Origin of the sequence: Bradyrhizobium sp. AZCC 1577 (genome assembly GCF_036924575.1) — a bacterium.
GTDB lineage: Bacteria > Pseudomonadota > Alphaproteobacteria > Rhizobiales > Xanthobacteraceae > Bradyrhizobium.
Window position 1 is genome coordinate 1,594,838 of record NZ_JAZHRQ010000001.1, and the last position, 25,255, is coordinate 1,620,092.

Below are 25,255 nucleotides of genomic sequence, written 5' to 3' on the forward strand. Positions count from 1 at the left end.
TGCGCGCAGATATGGCAAAATCTGTGACGATTCCCACCTGATATCAATGTGACGCGGGGTCCAAGACCATGACGATCGACGACAAAACCAGAACAGAACTGGAAGCCGCCGTTTTCCGGCGCCTGGTCGGCCACCTGCGTGCCCGCACCGACGTCCAGAACATCGATCTGATGAATCTGGCCGGCTTCTGCCGCAACTGCCTCTCCAACTGGATGAAGGAAGAGGCCGACGCCAAAGGTGTCGCCGTCAGCAAGGACGAGAGCCGCGAGGCGGTCTACGGCATGCCCTATGAGGAGTGGAAGGCGAAATATCAGGGCACCGCCACGCCCGAGCAGCTAGCCGCGATGAAGAAGGTTCATCCCGGGCATTGATTGGCCGTCGGTGAGATTCTTCCGGGCTACGATTCCTACCTTCCTGTGGGCGCGCTGTGGATGAGCGCGATGCTGCCTTGACGCGAGGCCCCCCGATCTTGAGGGTCATCTGCGAAAAAAGCGCCGTGCGGTAACGCGTGCGGCGCTTGATCTTTCAGCATCACCGTCAGTTCCATTCAGGAGTATCCGATGGCCACCTCCGCCGCTGCAGCCGTCCAGGACGAGCCCGCGACAAGATTTGCCAAAGACCAGCTCAAGGCCATCATCGAGCGCATCGAGCGTCTGGAAGAAGAGAAGAAGACGATCTCCGACGACATCCGTGACGTCTATGCCGAAGCCAAGGGCAACGGCTTCGACACCAAGGCGCTGCGCACCATCGTGCGGATGCGCAAGCAGGATGCCAACGAGCGCGCCGAGCAGGAAACCATTTTGGAAACCTACATGCAGGCGCTCGGGATGCTGTGAGGTTTCCGTCGTCCTGGCCAAGCGAACGAAGTGAGCGCGAGCCGGGGCCATAACCACAAATGGTGATGTTGAGCAAAGCCGAGGCTACAGCCGGCTCCAACGCGTACGTTCGTGGTTATGGGGTCCGCGAGGACGACAGGGAGCTTGTGGAAGCAGTACGACCGGAACCTAGCGCAGCGCGGCGGTGCGCAGCACGAACGACTGCGTCGGCAGTTGCGCGGTTGCCGATCCCGTGAAACGGTCGCAGGTCATGCCCATCATCGGATCTTCCGAGAAAGTCATGGAGACCGCGGCCTGCGGCTTGACGAAGTGGGCGCGCATCTGGGTCATCTCGGTGTCGCCGAGCACGGTCGTCGACATCGCGCTGCTGGCGCTCGGCGCCAGCATCACCACCCTCATCCAGACATTGTTGCCCTGTGCGGCGGCAAGGCGGGTCGAGGTGGCGACCACGCTGTCCTGACCCTGGGTGCCTTTGGCGACAACGGTGTTGATTTCGGTCGCAGCGGCGCCGGAGTTGCGCACCGGGCGGGCGGGGCGCGGGATAGCTGCGGAGGCGGCGACGATGTTGGAGCGATCGAGCGGCGAAGAAGCGGCCGGCGCATAGGCCATCGCCTTGTTGAACGCGTCGCTGACGCTGGCGGTCGGCCGCGGATCGGTGGCGGCGGCGAGCGCCTGGCGGGCGCGCAGGGCCGCAACCTGCGCCGGGGTTGCCTGGTTCGCCGCGGTCGGTACGTCGTCCCAGAAACCGCGGGAATTGATGATATCGGCCGGCGTTTGCGGCCTCGGCTCGGCCTTGTCGGCGGACGCCTGCGCAACCTGTTTCGTCTCAGGCTTGTTCGTCTCAGGCTTGGGCTCGGCTCGAGCTTTGGGCGCCGACACGATCTGGGCGTCGGCCGAGGCGAGCTGGATCGTCGCGCCGACCGGCTTTGCGCGCGGGGTCGGGACCGGTTCGGCGGATTTCACAGCAGCCACACTGTTCGGTGCAGGCTTCTCGTTCTTGACGGGGGCGCTGGCGGCCTCGTCATCCTCTTCAGTCGTCTTGCCGCCCCTGAACAGCGCTGCGAACAGGTTCGGCATCTTGATGGTTGCGGCACTGTCGCCATTGCCGCGGCGTTCGATGTCGGCGCGGGCCAGTTCATAGCCCTTCATCGGACCGCCATTGGACGGCAGGTGCACCGTGCGTCCGTCCGGGAATACCCTGGCAAGCTGATCGTGGGTCATGCGCGGCCAGTGACGAACGCTGCCGGTATCGAGGTGGACGAAAGGCGATCCGGAGGTCGGGTAGAAGCCGACGCCGCCGCGCTGCAAGCGGAGGCCGGCGGCGCGGATCTGCTCCAGCGGCACGTCCGGAATGTAGAAGTCCATGGCGTGGCCGAGCATATGCTGGCTGAAACGCGCCACACCGGAGGAGCGGCGGCGGAGCATGGAGTTGGTGGCGGGGGAGCGATAGGCGGAGATGACCTGGATAGGCTTCTTGCCGTCGACGTCGCGATAGACTTCCCAGATGATATCGAACAGGTGCCGATCCATCGTGGTGGAGTCCTGGCTGCGCCAGTCGCGAAGGAAGTGATTGAGCTTCTTCAGCGCCTCTTCGTCGTAGCGCCCGTCGCGTTTGAAGGTGACGGTGAGATCTTCGCCGGAATGGGTATGGTGGAAGGAGAGGGTGCGGGTTTCGTTCAGCGCCGTCGCATCATGCACCGTGCCCGCGCCAGCCAGCAGCAAAAGCGACGTCAAGCCGATCCGATATCCGGCTTTTGGCAGAGCAAGCGGATTGAATTGGCGCGCGAAACCAGCCAGCACGTATGAGCCCACCCAGTCGACGAGCGTTCACTGTGTTCTTTTGCAGACCCCCGGCAAAAGACGATGAACGCTTTCTTAAAGCAGGAGGGTTAACCGAGGTTTACCGTCCTGCCCCCAAGCAAGCCTTAACCTAACGCGTGGACTGTGGCGAAAACGTGCCCTGCCGAATCCGGGATGGCTAATGGTTAACCAATCAATCTCTCCGCCGAAGAGAGATTGTTGATTTCATTCGGCAATTCCGCGCTACTGACCGTAGTCCTCCGGATTACCGGGTGAAACGCGGTTGCGGCCGGCGACCAATCGGGGCCGGCGGCGTCATGGGCGACGGACCGCCGAACAGGCGCTCGAAGAATGACGGGCCGGAGGAGAAGGTGTTGTCGCTGGCGAAGTTGACGCCGGCCGGCAGGCTTGAGCCGGACGGGCGCGAATAGCTCGGTTGCGAATGGGCAACCATGGCTTCCAAATCCTTGCTGCGACCGTTCCTGAGCAGGGCGATCATCGTGGCGTCGCGGCCATAGATGTCCTTGCGAATCTGCAGCTTGCCGGCGTCGTCCACGAAAGCGGTCTGGTAGGTGATGTTGACCGGAATCGGCGTCGGGAATTTCAGGTCGATCTCGCTGCGGCCGTACATGCTGCGGATCTTTTCCGGCGTGTAGCGCTCGTTCGGCATCACGATATTGAGCAGGGTCGAGGCGTATTGATCCGGATTCTGCACGCGCATGCAGCCATGGCTGAACGCGCGTTCTTCCTTCGCGAACAGGTGCTTGTCCGGGGTGTCATGCTGATAGACCAGGAACTTGTTCGGGAAGTTGAAGCGAATGCGGCCGAGCGCATTGGCTTCACCGGGCGGCTGCGAAATGTGGATGCTGCCGTCGCGGTTGCGCTCGAGCCGCAGACCCATGCGATCCAGCACGGTCGGATCCTGCTGCAGGGCAGGCAGATATTCGTTGTAGATGATCGACGGCGGTACGTTCCATGTCGGGTTGACGGTGATGAACTTCATCGTTTCCGTCAGCATCGGCGTGGCGTGCTTGCCCGGCTTACCGGTCACCACGCGGGTGGTCCAGACCGGGTGACCGTTCTGCATCACCTTCAGCGTGAAGTCGGGCACATTGAGAATGACATAGGCGTTGCCGAGCGAGGCAGCGCCGAGTTGGCGCGGCAACCAGCGCAAGCGCTCCAGATTGACGAGGACCGTATCGATCTGCCGGTCGCGCTTCGGGCTGTTGATCGCCTTGACCGTGCGGTCGTCGAGCACACCGGTCGGCTTGAGATCGGCGCTCTCCTGGAATTTGCGGACGGCGGCAGCAACCTTGGCGTCGTAATACGTGCCGTCGGGATTTTCGGTGACGCCGAGCTTGGCGCGCAGTTGCGGCACGCGCGGGTCTTCCGGCGCGACCTCGCCCTGCTTCTTGGTGGCGGCCTTGTACGCCAGCGCCGGACCCTCGGCGATGTGGATCATCGGTCCGTCGCCCTGGCCGCGCAGCTCGGCGAGCTTGGCCTTCAGATCCTTGTAGAGCTTGTGCGGCGGGTTGTAGCCGTCGAGCGCCGCCGAAGCGTCCTTGGCGGTCGAGATGTTGGCGAGCACTTCCGCCGGGTCGGTCGGGTGCTCGGGGTAGAGGATGTCGCCAGCGACCTGCGACCAGTGCATCCGGCCGCTCTGGGCCTGTCGCGCATAGTCGAGCATGCTCGCGGTCAGTTTCAGTTCGGCTTCGGCGAGCTGGTCCGGCGAAGTGGCGGCAAAATCCGGCACCGGATAATCCGCCGGATTGAGGCCTTCGGCGGCGGCGTCCTTCAGGCGGGCGATAACGCCCTTGCCGCTGTCGGTCAATTTGCCGGCTTGCGTCCATTGCGGCGCATAGTCCCGTGCCGAGTAGAACTTCTCGACGGCAGCGCGCTCGTTCTTGCGGTCGAAATAGCGCAGCGATTTGGCGCCGAGCATGTCGCGCAACCGGTCGGCGACCGGCTGGTCGGCCGGCGCGACGGTGCTGACCTTCACCGGCTCCTTGGCAGGTTCGGGGGCGGGCGCGATGGCTGTCGCAGCCGGAGGCGTGGTTGTGGCGGCGTCGCTCGGCTTGGCCGCCGGCGCGGTGACGTTTTCCGTCGGCTTGATATCCGTCTTGGGTTCAGCCGCCTTCGGAGCCGTCCCCGGTTCGACCGGCTTCTCTGTGGCCTTGGCCGCATCGGGCACCGCGCCGGTCGAGTCCATCTTGAAATCGCCGATGGTGGGAGGCGGAACGTTGGCGGGCTCGGGACGGGGAATGGCTGCGTCGATCGCGAGTTCGGCAGCACTGGCGCGCGGCGTATCCGACGGAGCCGCCAGTGCTGAGGTCGCTGATACCGTGAGGAAGGTTGCCGCGACGGCCATCAGCACGCGGTCAAATCCTGCACGATTCGAACAGTCACGCATCGTCACACCCCCTTGGGCGAAACTGCCCCGACATGGAACAGTCGTTGGAATGGTTCATAGCTTGCGCGGGAAAGCGCTGGCTTCGGTCGGTTTCTCAGTCGTACGCCTGCAGTCGCGATTCAAACGCAGACGATACATGTGCCCCTCTCATGCAGCCAGCGCCATGCGGGACAACTCACGACAAACTGACCTCAAACTACCCGTTTGCATTCGGGTCACGCAGTTTTTGCCACGCCACCCGCCATTTGTCTGTCACCGCCAAGCCACGGTTCAAAAGCTTCCGAACGACCGATGTCCTTGGTTTGCCACGATCTTTGCCACGCGGGCGCCGTAATCGCGTAAGCGCCCGTTGCTCGCGTCTCAACTAGCGTCCTGCGCGCCGCCTTCGGCCGGGTCGTTGGCGGCAGCTTCATCGAGCTTACGATAGAGCGTGGAACGACCGATCTTGAGCCGGCGCGCGACTTCCGACATCTGGCCACGATAATGCGAGATCGCGAAACGGATGATCTCGTTTTCCATGTCTTCGAGCGGCCGCACCTCGCCGGTGGTCGTTAGCATCGAAAGGCTGCCGGCAGTGGCGAGCGGGGCAATTGGTATTTCGCTACCCGAAACCATGGCAGGCGCCGTCGACGGCGCGACGACCAACGGCTCGCTGTGCGTTATCTGGCCGTCCGGTACGCCCTGGCCGAGGACTTGCGGGAAATCAGACAGGCCGAGCTGATCGCTCTCGCTCATGACGACGGCGCGGTACACCGTGTTTTCGAGTTGGCGGATGTTGCCGGGCCAATCGAGCTGCGCGAGATGGGTCACGGCCTCGCCGCTGATGCCGGTGATGGTGCGGTTCTCCTCGGCGGCAACGCGCGCCAGGAAATGCCGCAACAGATGCGGGATGTCTTCGCGCCGCATCCGCAGCGGCGGGATGGTCAGCGGCAGCACGTGCAGCCGGTAGAACAGGTCCTCGCGGAACGCGCCGCTCTTCACGAGATCGAGCAGCTTGCGGTTGGTCGCGGAAATGATGCGGACGTCGACCTTCACCGGCTTGCGACCCCCGACCGCCTCGACGGTTCCTTCCTGCAGCGCGCGCAAAAGCTTTACTTGCGCCGCAAGCGGGAGCTCGCCGACCTCGTCGAGAAACAGCGTGCCGCCGGAAGCTTCGACGAACTTGCCCATGTGCCGTTCGGTGGCACCGGTGAAGGCGCCCTTCTCATGGCCGAACAGGATCGACTCCACGAGATTGTCGGGAATGGCGCCGCAATTGACCGCGACGAAGGGTTTTGCCTTGCGTTCGCCGGAACCGTGAATGGCGCGGGCAAACAATTCCTTGCCGACACCGGATTCGCCCTCGATCAGAACAGGAATGCTTGATGCCGCCGCCTTCTGCGCGGTGCGCAGCACGGCTGCCATAGTCTCGCTGCGCGTGATGATGTCGGCAAAGGTCAGCCGTCCCTCGCGGCTGTGGCGGATGCGCTGCAATTCGCCCTTGAGCGCTGAGGTGTTGAGCGCGTTGCGCAGCGACACCTGTAGCCGTTCGAAGCCGACCGGCTTGACCACGAAATCCTGCGCGCCGGCGCGCATTGCCGAAACTACGTTGTCGATGCCGCCATGCGCGGTCTGCACGATGACGGGGATGCTCAGGCCTGCTTCACGCATTTTTGCGAGCACGCCGAGCCCGTCGAGGCCGGGCATTACGAGGTCGAGCACGACCGCGTCGATCGCTTGCGCGTCCGGTGGGGTCAGCAAGGCCACGGCCGCATCGCCGCTGTCGACGACCAGGGGCTCATAGCCGCACTTCTGCACCATGTTTTCAACCAAACGGCGCTGCACGGCGTCGTCGTCGGCAATCAAAATGGTGGCAGCCATGGCTCTCCCCGCACGCTACTGTATTGTACCGAATCGGGGCAATTTCGCCGATGCCGATTAACGTTCTCTTAAACGTTGAAAAACGGCGTTGTTGAGAAGCGGCTAGACGCTGAGGTGCGGCCACACTTCAAGCGCGCCGCGATAGCACATGTCGAGAGCCACATAGAGTATGATGGCGAGGCCGACATAGGCGATCCAGCGCTGCTTCTCCAGCAGGCGGGCGATGAAGTTGGCGGCAAGCCCCATCAGCGCGATGGAGAGCGCCAAGCCGAAAATCAGAACCATCGGATGCTCGCGCGCTGCGCCCGCGACGGCGAGCACGTTGTCGAGCGACATCGAGACGTCGGCCAGCGTGATCTGCCAGACGGCCTGGCCAAGCGTTTTCCGATGACGTTCAGGGGCGGACGCATCGATCGTGCTTGCAGCTGAGAGACTCTGCAATTTCGGTTCGTCATGATGCGACGTACGCAACTCGCGCCACATCTTCCAGCACACCCAAAGCAGCAGGACGCCGCCGGCGAGCAGCAGTCCGATGATCTGCAGCAACTGGACCGTTACGGAGGCGAAGCCGATGCGCAGCGCCGTTGCCGCCAGAATGCCCACCACTATCGCTTTTCTGCGCTGATCATAGGGTAGCCCCGCGGCCGCAAGGCCGATGACAATCGCATTGTCGCCGGCGAGCACCAGATCGATCATCACGACCTGGAAAAGCGCTGTCAGGGATTGAGAGGAGATCAACTCTAGCATTTGGGCCACTCCGTTGAAGTGTCCAATCCGACATCGCAGTTTGCGTGAACTGCCAGAGGGGCCCGGGCTTGGACGAACACATGTAAAAGGGCGCAGTCAGGCTGCGAAAAACTGCTTCCGTTACTCAGGTTGGTCGGAAAGGGCGAAGAGCTCGACGAGTTGATCCGGTTCGATCAGAACGGACAGAACGACGCCGATGAACGTCAGGCTTCCGGCGAGGTCGAACCACATGATGCGGAATCGGTCGCGCCGGCAGAGCAGCGCGAAGCCGGCCGTCAATGCGGCAACGCCGAAGAGCAGGGTGACGATCGCGGGCGCCAGCGCCTCCGCCGGCACCACGTTCCGGATTCCCACGGTCGCAATCAGCGCCACGAGCAGGATGCCGGCGAACAACTCCTTGCCGCGAGCCGCAGGGGTGCGGGCGGTCGTTTCAACAATCTGACTGCGGTCCAAGAATGCCATCGGATTCTTATTCGCGAGCTGAGATTGTGGTAGGGAACATTACCTACCCGGTCATTCATTCCAGATAGTTTAGTAATCATGAAACGAGTAAAACATCAAGATGGTTCCGCTGAACGTCAGCCGGCCAAGGCCGCGCCGGACGCCAAGCAGTTGCGGAAACTGGCCGGGGATTGGCTGAAGCAGCGGAGGGCGGATGCCGAATTGTCGCAGGCGGATCTCGCTGCTCGCCTCGGCCTGAAATATTACACGTTCATCTCCCAGGTCGAGAACGGGTTCAGTCGAGTTCCAACTGAAATTATGGGAGCTTGGGCCGGCGAATTGGGTCTTGAACCGGCCGCCTTCGCTAGGCATCTGTTAAGGTACTACGAGCCGGAATTGCACCGGCTGCTGTTCGGAGCGGAAAGCACATGAGCGTGGTTGCGTTCGAGCGCAAACAGGACGCGGGTGAGTGGAGTGAGCGAGAACTCAGCACCATTGTCGCGGCTCTGAGCGCAGCGCTTGCGCCGGGCACCGGACGCGAATGGGAAACCGGCATGACGGAGAAGCGCGATGCCCAGTTCTACCTGCTGGGACCGCTTCCGGATCAGGCTTGCGAGTTGTGTGTGTCGCGGATCGGCGGACGTTATATCCTTGAGGATGGTTTTGGACGGTTGCTCTTCGAGCACCGAAACCTCGATCTCGTCGCGTTGCACGCGCGGGCGGCAGTCCCGAGCACGTCGTGGCTTATGGTGCGCGCGATCGTGTTGTGGTGCGCGATCCGTAGCGTGATGAATGAAAGGGTCGAGCCGATGCTCGCCGAAAGCGAGGAACTGCTTGTCCAATTGGCACCGCAGCTTTCGGCTTTCGCCTGATCTCGCCCAATTTCCTGATCACCTCTCAATTTTGAAAGTGTCATGAGCGCAAAATCTGCGACCTCCCGAGCCGTCAATACGTCCCGTAAGCCCGTCAAGGGCAGCAAGGGGAGCGCAGCCAAACCCAAAACCGGCAAATTGCCGGAATGGAATCTCGCCGATCTTTACTCCGGCATCGACGCGCCTGAAATCGCTCGCGATCTGCAGAAGATGGATACCGACTGCGTCGCGTTTGAAACGGACTACAAGGGCAAGCTGGCGGAAGGCGTTGCCCGCGACGAGGGCGGTCTTTGGCTGGCGGAGGCGGTCGGGCGCTACGAGGCGATCGACGATTTGGCCGGCCGGCTCGGCTCCTATGCAGGCCTCGTTCATGCCGGCGACAGCGTCGATCCCGTGATTTCCAAGTTCTACGGCGACGTCTCCGAGCGGCTGACGGCGGCCTCGCTGCATCTGCTGTTCTTCGCGCTCGAACTCAACCGCATCGAAGACGCCGCGATCGAGCGCGCGATGCAAACGCCCGAGCTCGCGCATTACCGGCCGTGGATCGAGGATCTGCGCAAGGACAAGCCGTATCAGCTCGAAGATCGCGTCGAGCAGTTGTTTCACGAAAAATCCCAGAGCGGCTATGCCGCCTGGAACCGGCTGTTCGACCAGACCATCTCCGGCCTGCGCTTCAAGGTCGGGACCAAGGAGCTCGCGATCGAGCCGACACTCAATCTGCTGCAGGACCGTGCGCCGGAAAAGCGCAAGGCCGCCGCGCAGGCGCTGGCGAAAACGTTCAAGGATAATGAGCGGACCTTTGCCCTCGTCACCAACACGCTCGCCAAGGACAAGGAAATTTCCGATCGCTGGCGTGGCTTCCAGGACGTTGCGGATTCGCGCCACCTGAATAACCGCGTCGAACGCGAGGTCGTCGATGCGCTGGTCGGCTCGGTTCGTGCGGCCTATCCGCGGCTGTCGCACCGCTACTACAATCTGAAAGCCGGCTGGTTCAAAAAGAAGAAGCTGGCGCATTGGGACCGCAACGCGCCGCTGCCGTTCGCGGCGGCCGGCACGATCGCCTGGCCCGAGGCGCAGAAGATGGTGCTGACGGCCTATCGCGGCTTCTCCGCCGAGATGGCTGATATCGCGGAACGTTTCTTCACCGACCGCTGGATCGATGCACCGGTGCGGCCGGGCAAGGTGCCAGGCGCGTTCTCGCACCCGACCACGCCCTCGGCGCACCCCTATGTGCTGATGAATTACCAGGGCAAGCCGCGCGACGTGATGACGCTGGCGCATGAGCTCGGCCATGGCGTGCACCAGGTGCTGGCCGCGAAGAACGGCGCGCTGATGGCGCCGACGCCGCTGACGCTTGCGGAGACGGCAAGCGTGTTCGGCGAAATGCTGACCTTCAAGAGGCTCCTGTCGCAGACCAAAAACGCCAAGCAGCGCCAGGCGCTGCTGGCCGGCAAGGTCGAGGACATGATCAACACCGTGGTGCGGCAGATCGCGTTCTATTCGTTCGAGCGCGCCGTGCACACCGAGCGCAAGAACGGCGAACTGACCGCCGAGCGCATCGGCCAGATCTGGCTCAGCGTGCAGGGTGAAAGCCTCGGGCCGGCCATCGACATACGTCCGGGCTACGAAAATTTCTGGATGTACATTCCGCACTTCATCCATTCGCCGTTCTACGTCTACGCCTATGCGTTCGGCGATTGCCTGGTGAACTCGCTTTATGCCGTCTACGAAAACGCAACCGAGGGTTTTGCCGAGCGCTATCTCGCCATGCTCGCAGCCGGCGGCACCAAGCATTATTCCGAGCTGCTCAAGCCATTCGGGCTCGATGCCAGGGATCCCAAATTCTGGGACGGCGGGCTGTCGGTCATCGCAGGCATGATCGACGAGCTGGAAGCGATGGGCTGACAGGTTCGGCCCCGGGGCACGAAACGGAATTGTGATGGGCGCGGATACAATTTCCGCCGCTGTCACCCTACATGATAGGGGCGACAAGAGGGGAGTGCCCCATGATCGACACCCCAACACGGCGCGCGGTGCTTGGAGCGGGCGTCTTCGCAGCCGGTTCGCTGCTTGTCATCGACGGTAGCGTTGCTCAGGCGCCGCTTGCTCCCACCCCCGAATGCCATGACGGCGACGCCGCAACAGTGGCGCAGACCGAAGGGCCGTTCTTCAAGCCCTCTTCGCCCGAGCGCGTCGAGCTGATTGAAGAAGGCATGGCGGGACAGCCGATCGAGCTGGTCGGCTTCGTTCTTACCCGCGCCTGCAAGCCGGTCGCCGGAGCCTTGCTGGATTTCTGGCAGGCCGACGACAAGGGCCGATATGACAATTCCGGTTTTCGCTTGCGCGGTCACCAGTTCTCCGATGCGGAAGGGCGCTACAGGTTGCGCAGCATCGTGCCCGGCGCCTATGTCGGCCGCACACGCCATATCCACGTGAAGGTGCAGCCGCGCGGCGGCCGCATGCTGACCACTCAGCTCTATTTCCCGGGCGAAGCGCTGAACCGCACTGACGGCCTGTTTCGCAAGGAGTTGCTGGTACGCACGGCCAAGAACGCCGGCTGGCTCGCCGGGCGTTTCGATTTCGTGGTGGCTTAGGGGCGGCTCGCTTTCCGGCCGAGCGACCGAGTGGAGAACCCAGCGTAAAACATTCGTTGAACGGACCGTAAGGCCGTGTTATACATATTGTACAACACGGAGCTGGTGTCATGAGCAAAACCCCTCGCGGAATGGAAGAAGCCTCTCGCGAATACAGGCTGGAGGACACCGCCCTTCAAATCCGGAAGATCGGTAACTCGGTCGGCGTGATCCTGCCAAAAGAGCTTCTTGCCCGGCTCAATCTCAAGGAGGGAGACAAGTTCTATCCGGTCGAGCAACCGGATGGCAGTCTGCGGCTCTCACCTTTCAATCCGAAGCACGCGCGGACCATGGAAATCGCCCGCAAGGTCATGCACGAATATCGCGATACGTTTGCAGCGCTTGCAAAATGAGTGAGCCAATTTGGCTCGATGTCGATGAAGTCATCGACATGCATGCCGAGCAACTGGCGATATTCGGTGGACCGGAAGGCATTCGAGACCGTGGTCTTCTTGAGTCGGCGATTTTGCGGCCAGTGAACCAATGGAATTACGGGCAGACCGATATGGCAGCGCTCGCCGCAGCCTATGCGTTCGGTCTTGCCCGTAATCGCGCGTTCGTGGACGGCAACAAGCGGATCGCGTTCCACGCCATGATGGTCTTCTTGCGCGTCAACGATATACCCTTTGCGCCCGATCCGGCGCACGCCACCGCCATCATCCTCTCCCTCGCCGCGGGCGAGGTCAGCGAAGAAAGCCTGGCCCGCTGGATCCGGGATAATTGGCCTTCCGAATGACCCGATAGGCAGGGGGCCGTTGCCCTCCCAAACGCTTTGCGGTAATTGCACGCGAGAAACGCGGATTTTGACTGGGGATACCGATGGCAGACCATAACGAAGTGGCCTACACGACCGCTGACGGCAACGACTACGCGGCCCATGAGCAGACCTATGAAGGGTTCATCATGTTGGTCAAATACGGCACCGCCGCCGTCGTAATCATTGTCGCCCTGATGGGCTATTTCCTGACCTGACGCGTCGCTGCCTGCACCGCCGGGCCCCGGCGGTGGCAAGAAAATTCGCACGCATGCCGGTTGCGAAACCGGTATCCAACTAAGCGAAAAAGACGCTAGTTTGCTTGCGCGCGCCCGCCGCGCCGGGGAGGCCTCATGAAAATTGCCGTTGCCAAGGAAATCGATCCGTCCGAACCGCGGGTTGCCGCTTCCCCGGACACAATCAAGAAATTCAAGGCGCTGGGCGCTGAAGTTGCGATCGAACCGGGTGCGGGCATCAAGTCGGGCCTGCCGGATTCCGAATTCACCGCCGTCGGCGCCACAGTCAGCGCGGACGCGTTGAAGGACGCCGACATCATCATCAAGGTGAAACGGCCGGAGGCCTCAGAACTCGCCAAGTACAAGCGCGGCGCGCTGGTCATCGCCATCATGGACCCTTACGGCAATGAGGCGGCGCTGAAGACGATCGCAGATGCCGGCGTCTCGGCGTTTGCGATGGAACTGATGCCGCGCATTACCCGCGCACAAGTCATGGACGTACTGTCCTCGCAGGCAAATCTCGCCGGATATCGCGCGGTGATCGAGGCGGCCGAGTCCTTTGGCCGCGCGTTCCCAATGATGATGACGGCGGCCGGCACCGTGCCGGCGGCGAAGGTGTTCGTGATGGGCGTCGGCGTTGCCGGCCTGCAGGCAATCGCGACCGCGCGCCGGCTCGGTGCCGTCGTTACCGCAACCGACGTGCGTCCGGCCACCAAAGAGCAGGTCGAATCGCTTGGCGCCAAATTCCTCGCGGTCGAGGACGAAGAGTTCAAAAACGCCCAGACCGCCGGCGGCTACGCCAAGGAAATGTCGAAAGAGTATCAGGCAAAGCAGGCCGCGCTCACCGCCGAGCACGTCAAGAAGCAGGACATCGTGATCACGACCGCGCTGATCCCGGGCCGCCCCGCGCCAAGGCTCGTCAGCGCCGAGATGGTCAAATCGATGAAGCCGGGTTCGGTGCTGGTCGATCTCGCCGTCGAGCGCGGTGGCAACGTCGAGGGCGCGAAGGCCGGCGAAGTCGTCGATCTCGATGGCATCAAGATCGTCGGCTACACCAATGTCGCCGGCCGCGTGGCGCAATCGGCCTCGAGCCTTTACGCCCGCAACCTGTTCTCGTTCATCGAGACGCTGGTCGACAAGGCGAACAAGGCGCTCGCGGTCAATTGGGAAGACGAACTGGTGAAAGCCACCGCGCTGACCAAGGATGGCGCCGTCATCCATCCGAACTTCCAGCCGAAAGCCTAAGGAGAGAAGCCATGGAGCATGTCGCCCAAGTCGTCGACCCCTTCGTATTTCGGCTGTCGATTTTCGTCCTCGCGGTCTTCGTCGGCTACTTCGTGGTCTGGTCGGTGACGCCGGCGCTGCATACGCCTTTGATGTCGGTGACGAATGCGATCTCCTCGGTGATCGTGGTCGGTGCGCTGCTCGCGGTCGGCGTGCCGATGATCTCGAGCGGCTCGGGCTGGGCGCGCGGCTTCGGCTTCGTCGCGCTGATCTTTGCCTGTGTGAATATCTTCGGCGGCTTCCTTGTCACCCAGCGCATGCTGGCGATGTACAAGAAGAAGGCCAAGTGAAATGACGGCGTGCACCTCGCGGGTGACAAAGACAATGGGGACCTGAGATGAACGCCAATCTGGCTGCATTGCTGTATCTCGTGGCGGGCGTGCTCTTCATCCTGTCGCTGCGCGGACTGTCCAGCCCCGCAACGTCACGCCAGGGCAATCTGTTCGGCATGATCGGCATGGCGATCGCGATCGGCACGACGCTCGCGAGCCATCCGCCGGCGGACGGCGTGGCCTGGCTGCTGGTCGTGCTCGGCATCGCCATTGGCGGCGGCATCGGCGCTGTCATCGCGCGGCGGGTGCCGATGACGTCGATGCCGGAACTGGTCGCGGCCTTCCACTCGCTGGTCGGCATGGCCGCGGTGCTGGTCGCCGCCGGCGCCTTTTACGCACCGGAAGCCTTCGATATCGGCAAGCCCGGCGCCATTCACGCATCCAGCCTGGTTGAAATGTCGCTCGGCGTCGCCATCGGCGCGCTGACCTTCACCGGCTCGGTGATCGCGTTCCTGAAGCTTTCCGCCCGCATGAGCGGCGCGCCGATCATCCTGCCCGGCCGCCACATCATCAACATCGCGCTCGCGCTTGCACTGGTGTTCTTCATTTTTGGCCTGGTCCGCTCAGGCAGCGCGCTCGACTTCTGGCTTATCACCATCATCGCCTTGGTGCTTGGCGTGCTCATGATCATCCCGATCGGCGGCGCCGACATGCCGGTCGTGATCTCGATGCTGAACTCCTATTCGGGGTGGGCCGCGGCCGGCATCGGCTTCACGCTCGGCAATTCCGCGTTGATCATCACCGGCGCGCTGGTCGGCTCCTCGGGCGCGATCCTATCCTACATCATGTGCCACGCGATGAACCGCTCGTTCATCTCGGTCATCCTTGGCGGCTTCGGCGGCGAAACGGCGGCCGCGGGCGGCGGCTCCGGCGAACAGAAGCCCGCCAAGCTCGGCTCGGCTGACGACGCCGCTTTCATCATGAAGAACGCCTCCAAGGTCATCATCGTGCCCGGCTACGGCATGGCGGTGGCGCAGGCCCAGCACGCGCTGCGCGAAATGGCCGACATGCTGAAGAAGGAAGGTGTCGAGGTGAAGTACGCGATTCACCCGGTCGCAGGCCGCATGCCCGGCCACATGAACGTGCTGCTCGCCGAAGCCAACGTGCCCTATGACGAGGTGTTCGAACTCGAGGACATCAACTCCGAATTCGCCCAGGCCGACATCGCCTTCGTGATCGGCGCCAACGACGTCACCAATCCGGCCGCGGAAGAGGACAAGACCTCGCCGATCTACGGCATGCCGGTGCTGCAGGTCTGGAAGGCCGGCACCGTGATGTTCATCAAGCGCTCGCTGGCATCGGGCTATGCCGGCATCGACAATCCGCTGTTCTATCGCGACAACACCATGATGCTGCTCGGTGACGCCAAGAAGGTCACCGAGAACATCGTCAAGGGGATGTAACCGATCGGGGCACCATGTTCGCGCGTCGTCAGATGATCATTGGCGCCGCGGCGACGGTCGGCAGTGCCGTCATCTGTCCGCTCTCGGCAGTGGCATTCGAGTGGCGCAAAGTACCGCGAACTGAAACAGGCTTTGCTCCCGATATCGAATCGCGCCTCGATGGACTGATTGCCGACCGGCGCATTTGGGGCTTGCATAGTGTTGTTGTCGCGCGTCGCGGCAAGCTGGTGTTCGAGCGCTATTTCGACGGCGAAGACGAAAACTGGGGTCGCTCCATCGGCCGCGTCGCGTTCGGGCCGGACACGCTGCACGACCTGCGCTCCGTCACCAAGAGCGTTCTCGGCCTGCTCTACGGCGTAGCACTAGCGGCCGGAAAGGTCCCGACTCTCGATCAGCCGATATTGGCGTCGTTCCCCGAATGCGCGGATCTCGCTACCGACCCGCGGCATGGGCGCATGACAGTGGCGCATGCCCTGACGATGGCGCTCGGATTGGATTGGAATGAGGACATTCCCTACGAAGACCCGAACAACAGCGAGGTACTGATGGAAGCCTCGCCAGATCGTTATCGCTATATCTTCAGTCGACCGTTCATGGCCGAGCCCGGCACTCGCTGGAATCGCTGCCCGATTTTGCCCGGACCGCGTTGTTCGACCCGATCGGCGTTGGACGGATCGAATGGACCAAAGGTTTCAACGGCGAGCCCGCGCCCTCTTCGGGCCTGCGCATGACGCCGCGCGATCTCGCGCGCGTCGGCCAGCTCATTCTTAGTCGCGGAGAATGGGAAGGCCGTCAGGTCGTGGCGGCGGGTTGGCTCGAGCAATCATTCAAGAGTTATGTCGCTGTCGATGAAGCGCGTCGCTATGGCGATTTCTGGTACATTGGCGATCTCCAGTACGGTAAACCGCCGAACCGCCCGATCGCTCACTGGATTGGGGCATTCGGTTACGGAGGTCAGAGACTATTCGTGTTTTCTGAACTCGACATTTCGGTAGCTACTACGGCTGGTAACTACAATGACGGGAATCAGCGGATGCCGCCGATCTGGGTGATCCGTGAAGTCGTGCTAGCGAGCGTGTTGTAATAGCCTGGGAGATCACACTGGCCGATAGGCAATGTTGCCTGTAAGCATCGCAGAGTCATGACCACCTTGAAATGGCTGCTCATCATCGCTTCGGCGGGTTATATCTGTGGTCTGCTCGCGCTGTTCTTCGCGCAGCGCGCCATGCTGTTTCCTGCTCCGACAAGCGTGCGCACGCCGCCGCAAGCGGCGGGCTTTCCCGAAGCAGAAGAACATGTCCTGACCACGGCCGACGGTGAGAAGGTCATCGTCTGGCATGTTCCGGCCAAGCCGGGGCGTCCGGTCGTCCTCTACTTCCACGGCAATGGCGATTATCTCGCCGGCTTCTTCGGCCGTTTTCGCGGCCTGGTCGCCGACGGGATAGGAATCGTCGCGCTCTCCTATCGGGGCTATGCCGGCTCGAGCGGGCAGCCGAGCGAGCAGGGATTGCTGCAGGATGCCGCGGCGGCCTATGCTTTCACGGCAGCGCGATACAGCGCGGACAGAATCGTTGCGTGGGGATTCTCGCTTGGCACCGGCGTCGCAGTTGCGCTGGCGGGCGAGCAGCCCGTCGGAAAGCTGATCCTGGAAGCGTCCTATACTTCCATTGTGGACGTCGCCGCGTCCGCGTTCTGGTTCGCGCCGGTGCGGCTATTTATGCGCGATCGGTTTCACTCCGACCGGCACATCGCCCGGATCAGGGTTCCGCTGCTCATGATGCATGGCGCGCTCGATCCCACGATACCCGTTACCTTTGGCGAACGGCTGTTCGCGCTGGCGAACGAGCCGAAACGGTTTGTCCGCCTTGCCCGGGGAGGTCACAACGATCTGGACAATTTCGGCGCGATTGAAATCGCGCGGAATTTTATCAACCTTGCGCAGGGATGGTCGCAGCATGGACGGGCGTACCTTCCGTCCACGAACCGGTTGGGAACTTGACCGCATGAGCGCACATGAACCGATGCCGCGATCAGCCTGGATATTCCCCGTGCTGGCGGTGCTGCTCTTTGCCGTGGCTACCGGCCTCGATATCGACTTTACACCATCGGCCGGCGGGGTCGTGTTTGCGGTGTTGCTGCTGGCGATCCTGTTCGGCACCGTATTCGCAGCGGTGCACCATGCCGAGGTGATTGCCGAGCGGATCGGCGAACCCTATGGCACGCTGCTGTTGACGCTCGCCGTCACCATCATCGAGGTCGCGCTGATCGCCACCATCATGCTCGGCGAAAAGCCGCAGCCGGCGCTGGCGCGCGACACCGTGTTTGCGGTGGTGATGATCGTGTGCAACGGCTTGGTCGGCCTCTGCATCTTCATTGGCGGCTTGCGCTACCGCGAGCAGGATTTTCAGGTCTCGGGCGCCAACCTTTATCTCAGCGTGCTGTTCGTGCTGGCGACCATTACGCTGATCATGCCCAATTATACGCTGACGGCGCCCGGGCCGATCTATTCGTCGGCGCAGCTTGGCTTTGTGGACCTGGTCACGCTCATGCTCTACGGCGTGTTCCTTTATACCCAGACGATCCGGCATAGTGATTATTTCATCAAGGGAGGCGACGGTGCTGCCACCGAAGCATCATCCCTGTCGAACCGGATGCTGGCGCTCAGCGTCGCGCTGCTGCTTATCTCCCTGCTTGCCGTGGTGCTTCTGGCGAAGAAATTTTCGCTCGTGGTCGACGTCGTAACCGCGATGATCGGTGCCCCGCCGGCGTTCGCGGGCGTTCTGGTCGCGGTCCTCATCCTGCTTCCGGAGGGGGTCACCGCTATTGCAGCGGCGCGCAACAATGATCTGCAGAAGAGTATCAATCTCGCGCTCGGATCGTCGCTGGCAACCATCGGGCTGACTATTCCCGCGGTCGGCGTGGCCACCTACGCGCTCGACAAGGAACTCGTGCTCGGGCTCAATGGTCAGGGCATGGTGTTGCTGCTGCTCACGTTCTTCCTGAGCATGCTCACCTTCGGCACCGGCCGTACCAACATCCTGTTCGGGCTGGTGCACATGGTAGTGTTTGCCGTGTTCGTGTTTATGGTGTTCGTGCCGTAATCGGAGAAGAGTGAAATGCTTGCCGCCAAATCCGACGTTCAGGTCGACACATCAGAAGTCCGCGTCACCGAATGGCGGCTGGCTCCGGGCAGTGCCACCGGCCACCACACCCATGAAATGGATTACGTGATAGTGCCGGTGACGTCGGGCGAGATGACGATCGTGGCGCCCAACGGCGAACGCACCAAGGCGCAGCTCGCCTCCGGCAAATCCTATTTCCGGAAAGCTGGGGTCCAGCACGACGTGCTGAACGAGACCGCAAGCGAGATTGTGTTCCTGGAGGTCGAGCTGAAGCCCTGACCACCTAGCCGCGGGTTCTAGGCTGTTTCCGGGCCTCGCCCTGTGACCCGGACCAGCTAGGTAACTTTAGCCGACCCAAGCCGGTGTCGTCCGACCTGCACGAGAACTGCTGAATTGCCACCGATCCGTCGCAGTTGATCCCTCAATGTGCCTCAAAGTTCCAGCAATTAAAGGGCCGCGGGGAGTGGCCGGAATGCTGAATTACGTGAAGAAATTTGCGGTGGACATCTTCCCCTCGGTGGCCGCGACGGTCATCGGGGCGTACATCGTCAACCACTACATCGTGGCCAAGCCCAGCGCGGACGCTCCCGCGGCGGCGGCGTCGGCCGCCAATCCCGGCAAGGCTGAAGCCAAATCCGGTGCCAAGACCTCCGATGCGAAGACGTCCGATGCGAAGACGTCTGAGACCACGGCCAGCGTCAGCAATCTTCCGGCCGCAGGCGTCAAGGCGAGGGGTATCTCCGAGAAGGCCATCATGGAGAAGACCGCTGCCGAACGACCGGCGGTGGCTGAAAAGGCCCAAGCGAAAGCCGAAGAAAAGTCCGAAGCGAAGGCTGACGCCAAAGCCGATGCTAAATCCTCCGATTCCAAGCCTTCCGATCCTAAGTCCGACGTGAAATCGGCCGAGAACCCGGCCGACGCCACCAGCAATCCGGCCGATCAGCGCCGTCATGCAGCGGCGCCGCGCGAAAAGGAAAAGATCAGGGTCGTGCTGCCGTCGCCCGTGCAGCCGGTGGCGTCCCAGGCCACTCCGGTTGTGGCGGCTGCGCCGGCCGCCCCGGTCGAGACTGCGGTTACTCCGGATGAACGGCGCGACGCCAACGATCTGGCGCGCGCCGCGATCGAACGCCTGCGCGCCAATGGCGAAACGTCTCCGCGCGCCCCCGAGACGGCCCGTGCTCCCGAAGCACCCCGTGCTTCCGAAGCACCCAGGGTCGCAAGTGCGCCTGCTGCCGTGAATGCGCCCGCGCTTCGTCCGCTGCCGCCGCCGGTCATGGTCTCGGGCTCACCCGCTGGCGAACCCAATGGTCAGGTTTCGCCGCAGGCACGGCCGCCTTATGCTGAGGCCACGGACCCGAACCGCCCAGTCCCGCCCGCCGAAATTCCGGTCTCGCGCCCGCTCGATCTGCGTGCCGAAGTTGCGGAGCCTTCCGTCCGCGAACGCGCCACGGCGGCTGCCGAGGACGCGCTGTCGACTGCTAAGTCGATCTTCCACGCGGTGCTTCCGAGAAATAGTCTGCGGTCTTCGACAGAAAGTCGCTAACCGCCCGTACGGGCGAGCCCGTTTCGTGCGGCTTCGTCCTTGGGGCGGAGCGCGAGCGCACGGCCGTAGGATGTGAACGCCTTGGCCTTTTCGCCCAGGCGCTCATAGGTGACGCCACGCGCCGACCAAGCTGGCGCGCTGTTGGGATCGGCCTGCACCGCTTCGTCCAGATCGGAAGCGGCTTCCTTTGCCTTGTCGATGGCAAGGTAGCTGCTCGCCCGCGCCAGCAGCGGCTCGACCCGTTGCGGCGTCAGGCCATTGGCCGCTGTGAAATCGGCGATCGCCTGCTCATGCTGCTTGTCGGCTTGATAGATCAGGCCGCGGCCGTACAGCGCCTGCACGTTGTAGGGATCGAGTGCGAGCGCGCGCTCGAATTCCGCGAGCGCTTCCTCGGCCTTGCCGGATTTGGCGAGCGTCTGGCCGCGCGTTGCGTGGCCCTGGGCATCGCTGACGCTTTGTCCGCTGATCGTGCCGGTCGGCTTCTGCTCGACGGCCTGTGGCTTTTCCTTGTCCGATCCCCACGATCCCAGGTCGAACGAACAGCCGCCGAGGGGCAGGCCGAGAACGATCGCGAGCAGCACGATGGATGCGGCCGTGAAGCGCGAAGCGCAGGGAAGTGTGTTGCAATCGGTAAGGGCCATGCGGCGGAATTCTCGCGCGTCGAACATGGCATAGGTAACCCGATGGCTCGCAAAATGCATCGGTCAAAATGGCCGCAACGGCGTCGACGGCGATGCGTGTTATCGAGCAGGCCGCGCGCGAGAGCGCCGATTTTCCGGCGCGCCCGAATTCTGTGGAACAGAAGCGCGAAAAACAAAACGCGGACCCAAGGGCCCGCGTTTTTCATTCAAACCTAGCGAACTGCTTAGCGCGGTCCGCGCGGACCTGCGCCCGGGCCACGGCCGCCGGCGCCGCCACGGTCGCCACCGGGACCGGCGCCGAACACCGGCTTGGGCTTCATCGGCAGCAAGCCTTCACGCTGCAGCTTCTTGCGGGCCAGCTTGCGCGCGCGGCGCACGGCTTCGGCCTTTTCACGGGCCTTCTTCTCGGACGGCTTTTCGTAATGGCCGCGGAGCTTCATCTCGCGGAAGATACCCTCGCGCTGCATCTTCTTCTTCAGCGCCTTGAGGGCTTGATCGACATTGTTATCGCGGACGAGAACCTGCACGCGGCATCCTCTTTCAATTGATCGGATAGGAATTCTGGTAAAGCGAAGGGCCGGCGAAAGGCCTGGTCCTCAACCCTGAGCGCGGGCATGTAGCAGACAAAACCGCAGATGTCCACCTGAGAAGGCGGTTTCCGGCCCCGGAAAGCTGCGAAAATCGGCTGATACGGGCCCGTTTCCTCAAATAACGAGCCCTTCACGGGCCCCTCCCTAACATCCAGCAGCGCAAAAACATGCGGGAGGCGAGTATGAATACCAAAAAATATACCGCTGAAGCGATCGGCACGTTTTGGCTCACTTTTGCGGGATGCGGCAGCGCGGTCATCGCCGCCGGTTTTCCGGAGGTCGGTATAGGCCTGGTCGGTGTGTCCCTGGCATTCGGCCTGAGCGTCGTGACCATGGCCTATGCGATCGGCCACATCTCCGGCTGTCATCTCAATCCCGCCGTCACGATCGGCCTCGCGGCCGGCGGACGGTTTCCGGCGCAGCAGATCGTTCCTTACGTGATCGCGCAGGTGATCGGTGCTGTTGCTGCTGCGGCATTGCTCTATGTGATCGCAAGCGGCGCGCCCGGCTTCGATCTGGCCAAGGGCTTTGCCTCCAATGGCTATGACGCGCATTCGCCCGGTCAGTACAGCATGGTGGCCTGCTTCATCACCGAAGTGGTGATGACCATGACGTTCCTGTTCATCATCATGGGCGCCACCCACGGCAAGGCGCCTGCGGGCTTTGCGCCGCTCGCCATCGGATTGGCGCTGGTGATGATCCATCTCGTGAGTATCCCCGTCACCAACACGTCGGTAAATCCCGCGCGCAGCACCGGGCCCGCGCTGTTCGTCGGCGGCTGGGCACTGGCGCAGCTTTGGCTGTTCTGGGTTGCGCCCTTGATCGGCGGTGCGCTCGGCGGCGCGATCTATCGCTGGCTCAGCGAGGAGCCGGCCGGCGTCGTGGAAGGCTTGAAGACCGCCTGATCTGCAAACGTGCCCGGCGGGCGAGCTACTTCTTGCTTGCCGGAGCCACCTCAGTGACATGGCCCATCTTGCGGCCCGGCCGCGGTGTGCCCTTGCCGTAAAGATGGACCGTGGCGCCGGGAACCGTCAGCCATTGCTCACAGTCGAGGATATCGTCGCCGATCAGGTTGGTCATAGTGACTTGGCCGTGACGAATCGGCTTGCCGAGCGGCCAGCCGGCAATCGCCCGAATGTGCTGCTCGAACTGGGAGATCGAGGCGCCGTCCAGCGTCCAGTGCCCGGAATTATGCACCCGCGGCGCGATCTCGTTGACCAACACGTGCGGTCCGCCGTTTCCGGCAACGACGAACAGCTCGACCGCGAGCACGCCGACATAGTCGAGCGCATGAGCGATCTTCTCGGCAACGGCTCGCGCCTGTGCGGCCAACTCATCCGATATCGCGGCCGGCACGCGCGAGAATTTCAGGATGTGATCGCGATGCTCGTTTTCGGTGACGTCGTAGCATTCAACATGGCCATCCGCCGATCGCGCGGCGATCACGGAGATCTCGCGCTCGAAGGGAATGAAGGCTTCGAGGATCGCGGATTTGGTGCCGAGTTCTTCCCAAATACGGATGGGGTCGTCGCCCTCGCGAATAATCGCCTGGCCCTTGCCGTCATAGCCGAAGCGGCGGGTCTTGATCACGGCGGGAAGGCCGATGCGGGCAATGGCGCTCTGCAGGGTTTCCGCCGACGACACGTCGGCATAGTCGGCGGTGTCGATGCCGAGCCGCTTGATGAAATCCTTCTCGATCAGCCGGTCCTGCGTGGTTTCGAGGATTTTCTGCGCCGGCAACACCGGACGGCGCGCAGCCAGCACCATGGCGGTGGCGGCCGGCACGTTCTCGAATTCATAGGTGATGACGTCGACATCATTGGCGAACAATTCGAGCGCCTCGACGTCGGCATATTCGGCGCAGGTTGCGTTCAGCACCACGTCGAAGGCGGGCGAGTCCGGGTCCGGCGAAAACACCTGGCATTTGAGGCCGAGGCGCGCCGCCGCCATGGCCAGCATCCGGCCCAATTGTCCGCCGCCGAGAATTCCGATCGTGTCGCCCGGCTTCAGCTTCACCTTGTCTGAAACCGTCACGCCGAACCCTCCGGGCGCTCCTTGACCGCATCCGTCTGCTGCTTGCGCCAGGCGGCCAATCGCGTCGCCAGCGCCGGGTCATTCAGCGCGAGCACGCTTGCCGCAAGCAGGGCTGCGTTGATGGCGCCGGCCTTGCCGATCGCCAGCGTGCCGACGGGAACGCCGGCCGGCATCTGCACGATCGAGTACAGCGAATCGATCCCCAACAGCGCCTTGGATTCGACGGGAACGCCGAACACGGGGAGTTCCGTCAGCGCCGCCGCCATGCCGGGCAGGTGCGCCGCGCCACCGGCGCCGGCAATGATGACCTTGAAACCCAGAGCCTTGGCGCCCTTGGCGAAGGCGAACAGCCGGTCCGGGGTCCGATGGGCCGAGACGATGCGCTTTTCGCAATCGATCCCGAGCGCCGCCAACGTCTCGGCGGCGTGGCGCATGGTCTCCCAGTCGGACTGGCTGCCCATAATGATGGCGATCGGTGCGGTCATCTCGTCAATTCTGTTCGGGAATCCAGAAACATAGGCCGATTATAGGGTCGGCCCGGGGCTCATCCAAGGCGTGGCAAGGGATCAGGAATGGACTATCCTGTCTTGGTGAATCCCGGCAAGCCTTCATAAGCGTGCCTGCACAGGGAAGGCCATGAAGAAGAAAACCAGGGCGACCGCCTCCAGGGCCGGAAAACGCCTTAAAAGCGCGGCTTCCGGGCGAGAAATCGCTCCAAGGCGGGCGTCCGGCCAGGCGTCCCGGCCGCCAGCGGTATCCAACGGCACCAAGGCAACGATTCGCCGTCTCAAGGCCGAACTGGCCCGGACGCAGGCGCAGATCGAGGAACTTCAGGCCTCCGCCGATACCGACTTCCTGTTGGGCATCCCGAACCGGCGCGGTTTCGAGCGCGAGCTCAATCGCGCGATCGCCTATATGAAGCGCTATCGCGCCTCCGGTGCCCTGGTCGTGCTCGATGTTGATCGGCTGAAGCCGATCAACGACGCCTTCGGACATGCCGCGGGCGACCAGGTGCTCAAGGCCGTTGCCGCGGCGCTGCTGGCGCAGGTGCGCTCTTCCGACATGGTGGGCCGGCTCGGCGGCGACGAGTTTGCGCTGCTGTTGTGGAATCTCAGCGAGACCGACGCCAGGGCCAAGGCGGCCGCGCTGGAGGAGGCGATCGATCGCCTCAGCTTCGTGTTCGATGGCCGCACCATTACCGCGGGCGCCTCCGCGGGCGTCTCAGTGCTCGATACCCACTCCGAAGCCGGTCGTGCGCTGGAAGCGGCCGACAGCGCCATGTATGTGCGCAAGGCGCTGCGGCGGCATGAGGCGAAGGCGTAGTGTGGGCCAATCCTACTGAGTCAAAGGCGCGCTTCGCGCCGTGCCCACCAACAGACGAGCATGGAAGAAAAGTTGGTGGGCACGCTTGCGCTTTGCCCACCCTACAAATTCCGATCAACGATCTGGCTAAAGCCCGCTGAGATCGTCCGGCACGTTGCCGAACTTGCGCAGCAGTTTCGCATCGCCGAATTCACCCATCATGGGATCGCCACTGCGGCTGAAGGCAACGGCGCCGATGCTGCCGGCCATCCGCGACATCGTCTCGGCGCGCCGCAACGCGGTGGTCGGGCTCTGACATTCTTCCGCGGCGCCCGCCACCGGCGAGCCGCTATCGTCCTGCAGGAATGGCATTGCGACGTAATAGGTGACATCGGCCATTGTATCGCTCCAGTGT

The 25,255-nt window shown here is 62.9% G+C and carries 30 protein-coding genes; 20 read left to right on the plus strand and 10 right to left on the minus strand.

What is annotated here, in order from left to right; translation table 11 throughout:
* The first annotated feature begins 68 nt into the window (after nt 1-68).
* Both V1278_RS07425 and V1278_RS07430 read left to right on the plus strand, forming a co-directional pair.
* Nucleotides 69-371, plus strand: coding sequence for a DUF1244 domain-containing protein (locus V1278_RS07425; RefSeq protein WP_028351318.1), 303 nt, complete (start codon nt 69-71; stop codon nt 369-371).
* A gap of 189 nt (nt 372-560) precedes the next feature.
* Complete coding sequence (locus V1278_RS07430; protein WP_028351317.1) at nt 561-836, plus strand: DUF2312 domain-containing protein; 276 nt, start codon at nt 561-563, stop codon at nt 834-836.
* A gap of 168 nt (nt 837-1,004) precedes the next feature.
* Here the strand turns inward: V1278_RS07430 and V1278_RS07435 are convergent, their stop codons facing one another.
* The 5 genes from V1278_RS07435 to V1278_RS07455 form a co-directional block, all read right to left on the minus strand.
* Nucleotides 1,005-2,648, minus strand: a complete 1,644-nt coding sequence (locus V1278_RS07435; RefSeq protein ID WP_334365061.1) for a DUF882 domain-containing protein — start codon at nt 2,646-2,648, stop codon at nt 1,005-1,007.
* A 253-nt stretch (nt 2,649-2,901) separates the two neighbouring features.
* Nucleotides 2,902-5,046 carry a L,D-transpeptidase family protein gene (locus V1278_RS07440; protein ID WP_334365060.1) on the minus strand — a complete coding sequence of 715 codons (2,145 nt, stop codon included), beginning with the start codon at nt 5,044-5,046 and terminating at the stop codon, nt 2,902-2,904.
* Between the two features lie 360 nt (nt 5,047-5,406).
* Nucleotides 5,407-6,906 (minus strand): sigma-54-dependent transcriptional regulator, encoded by a 1,500-nt coding sequence (locus V1278_RS07445; RefSeq protein WP_334365059.1) that lies wholly within the window; start codon nt 6,904-6,906, stop codon nt 5,407-5,409.
* Between the two features lie 102 nt (nt 6,907-7,008).
* Nucleotides 7,009-7,653 carry a TerC family protein gene (locus tag V1278_RS07450; protein WP_334365058.1) on the minus strand — a complete coding sequence of 215 codons (645 nt, stop codon included), beginning with the start codon at nt 7,651-7,653 and terminating at the stop codon, nt 7,009-7,011.
* A gap of 120 nt (nt 7,654-7,773) precedes the next feature.
* Nucleotides 7,774-8,046: a hypothetical protein gene (locus tag V1278_RS07455; protein ID WP_334365057.1), complete on the minus strand. Its 273-nt coding sequence runs from the start codon at nt 8,044-8,046 to the stop codon at nt 7,774-7,776.
* Nucleotides 8,047-8,193: 147 nt separating this feature from the next.
* Here V1278_RS07455 and V1278_RS07460 point away from each other — a divergent pair, with 147 nt between their 5' ends.
* From V1278_RS07460 to V1278_RS07535, 16 genes are all read left to right on the plus strand, one after another.
* Nucleotides 8,194-8,526, plus strand: coding sequence for a helix-turn-helix domain-containing protein (locus tag V1278_RS07460; RefSeq protein WP_334365056.1), 333 nt, complete (start codon nt 8,194-8,196; stop codon nt 8,524-8,526).
* Nucleotides 8,523-8,966: a hypothetical protein gene (locus V1278_RS07465; protein ID WP_334380165.1), complete on the plus strand. Its 444-nt coding sequence runs from the start codon at nt 8,523-8,525 to the stop codon at nt 8,964-8,966. The genes V1278_RS07460 and V1278_RS07465 overlap by 4 nt, the downstream gene beginning before the upstream one ends.
* Before the next feature lie 42 nt (nt 8,967-9,008).
* Nucleotides 9,009-10,871, plus strand: a complete 1,863-nt coding sequence (locus V1278_RS07470) for a M3 family oligoendopeptidase (RefSeq protein ID WP_334380166.1) — start codon at nt 9,009-9,011, stop codon at nt 10,869-10,871.
* Nucleotides 10,872-10,972: 101 nt separating this feature from the next.
* Nucleotides 10,973-11,560: a dioxygenase family protein gene (locus V1278_RS07475; RefSeq protein ID WP_334380167.1), complete on the plus strand. Its 588-nt coding sequence runs from the start codon at nt 10,973-10,975 to the stop codon at nt 11,558-11,560.
* Nucleotides 11,561-11,691: 131 nt separating this feature from the next.
* The gene (locus V1278_RS07480) at nt 11,692-11,952 is read left to right on the plus strand and encodes an AbrB/MazE/SpoVT family DNA-binding domain-containing protein (RefSeq protein WP_334369030.1); all 261 of its coding nucleotides are present in this window, start codon (nt 11,692-11,694) and stop codon (nt 11,950-11,952) included.
* Complete coding sequence (locus tag V1278_RS07485; RefSeq protein WP_334380168.1) at nt 11,949-12,335, plus strand: type II toxin-antitoxin system death-on-curing family toxin; 387 nt, start codon at nt 11,949-11,951, stop codon at nt 12,333-12,335. The genes V1278_RS07480 and V1278_RS07485 overlap by 4 nt, the downstream gene beginning before the upstream one ends.
* A gap of 83 nt (nt 12,336-12,418) precedes the next feature.
* Entirely contained in the window at nt 12,419-12,571 is a 153-nt protein-coding gene (locus V1278_RS07490; protein ID WP_171709814.1) for an aa3-type cytochrome c oxidase subunit IV, read from the plus strand.
* Nucleotides 12,572-12,706: 135 nt separating this feature from the next.
* Nucleotides 12,707-13,834 (plus strand): Re/Si-specific NAD(P)(+) transhydrogenase subunit alpha, encoded by a 1,128-nt coding sequence (locus V1278_RS07495; protein WP_057847316.1) that lies wholly within the window; start codon nt 12,707-12,709, stop codon nt 13,832-13,834.
* 11 nt (nt 13,835-13,845) lie between these two features.
* Nucleotides 13,846-14,163: a proton-translocating transhydrogenase family protein gene (locus V1278_RS07500; RefSeq protein ID WP_161850089.1), complete on the plus strand. Its 318-nt coding sequence runs from the start codon at nt 13,846-13,848 to the stop codon at nt 14,161-14,163.
* Nucleotides 14,164-14,210: 47 nt separating this feature from the next.
* Nucleotides 14,211-15,608, plus strand: coding sequence for an NAD(P)(+) transhydrogenase (Re/Si-specific) subunit beta (locus V1278_RS07505; RefSeq protein ID WP_334365051.1), 1,398 nt, complete (start codon nt 14,211-14,213; stop codon nt 15,606-15,608).
* Nucleotides 15,609-15,622: 14 nt separating this feature from the next.
* Nucleotides 15,623-16,339: a serine hydrolase domain-containing protein gene (locus tag V1278_RS07510; protein WP_334380169.1), complete on the plus strand. Its 717-nt coding sequence runs from the start codon at nt 15,623-15,625 to the stop codon at nt 16,337-16,339.
* The gene (locus V1278_RS07515) at nt 16,255-16,692 is read left to right on the plus strand and encodes a serine hydrolase (RefSeq protein WP_334380170.1); all 438 of its coding nucleotides are present in this window, start codon (nt 16,255-16,257) and stop codon (nt 16,690-16,692) included. Before V1278_RS07510 ends, V1278_RS07515 begins: the two co-directional genes overlap by 85 nt.
* A 57-nt stretch (nt 16,693-16,749) precedes the next feature.
* Nucleotides 16,750-17,607: an alpha/beta hydrolase gene (locus tag V1278_RS07520; RefSeq protein ID WP_334380171.1), complete on the plus strand. Its 858-nt coding sequence runs from the start codon at nt 16,750-16,752 to the stop codon at nt 17,605-17,607.
* Nucleotides 17,608-17,611: 4 nt separating this feature from the next.
* Nucleotides 17,612-18,709: a calcium:proton antiporter gene (locus V1278_RS07525; protein WP_334380172.1), complete on the plus strand. Its 1,098-nt coding sequence runs from the start codon at nt 17,612-17,614 to the stop codon at nt 18,707-18,709.
* A 15-nt stretch (nt 18,710-18,724) separates the two neighbouring features.
* Entirely contained in the window at nt 18,725-19,009 is a 285-nt protein-coding gene (locus V1278_RS07530) for a cupin domain-containing protein (protein WP_057847321.1), read from the plus strand.
* Nucleotides 19,010-19,202: 193 nt separating this feature from the next.
* A complete protein-coding gene (locus tag V1278_RS07535; protein WP_334380173.1) occupies nt 19,203-20,273 on the plus strand; it encodes a hypothetical protein in 1,071 nt (356 codons plus the stop codon).
* Here the strand turns inward: V1278_RS07535 and V1278_RS07540 are convergent.
* Together V1278_RS07540 and rpsU are read right to left on the minus strand one after the other, a co-directional pair.
* Entirely contained in the window at nt 20,270-20,914 is a 645-nt protein-coding gene (locus V1278_RS07540) for a tetratricopeptide repeat protein (RefSeq protein WP_334380174.1), read from the minus strand. The two genes, V1278_RS07535 and V1278_RS07540, sit on opposite strands and share 4 nt — an antisense overlap.
* Before the next feature lie 224 nt (nt 20,915-21,138).
* Entirely contained in the window at nt 21,139-21,441 is a 303-nt protein-coding gene (gene rpsU / locus V1278_RS07545; protein ID WP_028350145.1) for a 30S ribosomal protein S21, read from the minus strand.
* Between the two features lie 245 nt (nt 21,442-21,686).
* Here rpsU and aqpZ point away from each other — a divergent pair, with 245 nt between their 5' ends.
* Nucleotides 21,687-22,409 (plus strand): aquaporin Z, encoded by a 723-nt coding sequence (gene aqpZ / locus V1278_RS07550; RefSeq protein ID WP_334365043.1) that lies wholly within the window; start codon nt 21,687-21,689, stop codon nt 22,407-22,409.
* Between the two features lie 25 nt (nt 22,410-22,434).
* Here the strand turns inward: aqpZ and V1278_RS07555 are convergent, their stop codons facing one another.
* Entirely contained in the window at nt 22,435-23,538 is a 1,104-nt protein-coding gene (locus tag V1278_RS07555) for a 5-(carboxyamino)imidazole ribonucleotide synthase (RefSeq protein WP_334380175.1), read from the minus strand.
* The gene (gene purE, locus V1278_RS07560; protein ID WP_334380176.1) at nt 23,535-24,023 is read right to left on the minus strand and encodes a 5-(carboxyamino)imidazole ribonucleotide mutase; all 489 of its coding nucleotides are present in this window, start codon (nt 24,021-24,023) and stop codon (nt 23,535-23,537) included. The genes V1278_RS07555 and purE overlap by 4 nt, the downstream gene beginning before the upstream one ends.
* Nucleotides 24,024-24,174: 151 nt before the next feature.
* Between purE and V1278_RS07565 the strand changes: the two genes are divergently transcribed.
* A complete protein-coding gene (locus tag V1278_RS07565) occupies nt 24,175-24,861 on the plus strand; it encodes a GGDEF domain-containing protein (RefSeq protein ID WP_334380177.1) in 687 nt (228 codons plus the stop codon).
* 126 nt (nt 24,862-24,987) lie between these two features.
* Here V1278_RS07565 and V1278_RS07570 read toward each other — a convergent pair whose 3' ends face one another.
* Nucleotides 24,988-25,239 carry a hypothetical protein gene (locus tag V1278_RS07570; RefSeq protein ID WP_028350150.1) on the minus strand — a complete coding sequence of 84 codons (252 nt, stop codon included), beginning with the start codon at nt 25,237-25,239 and terminating at the stop codon, nt 24,988-24,990.
* Nucleotides 25,240-25,255 lie beyond the last annotated feature (16 nt).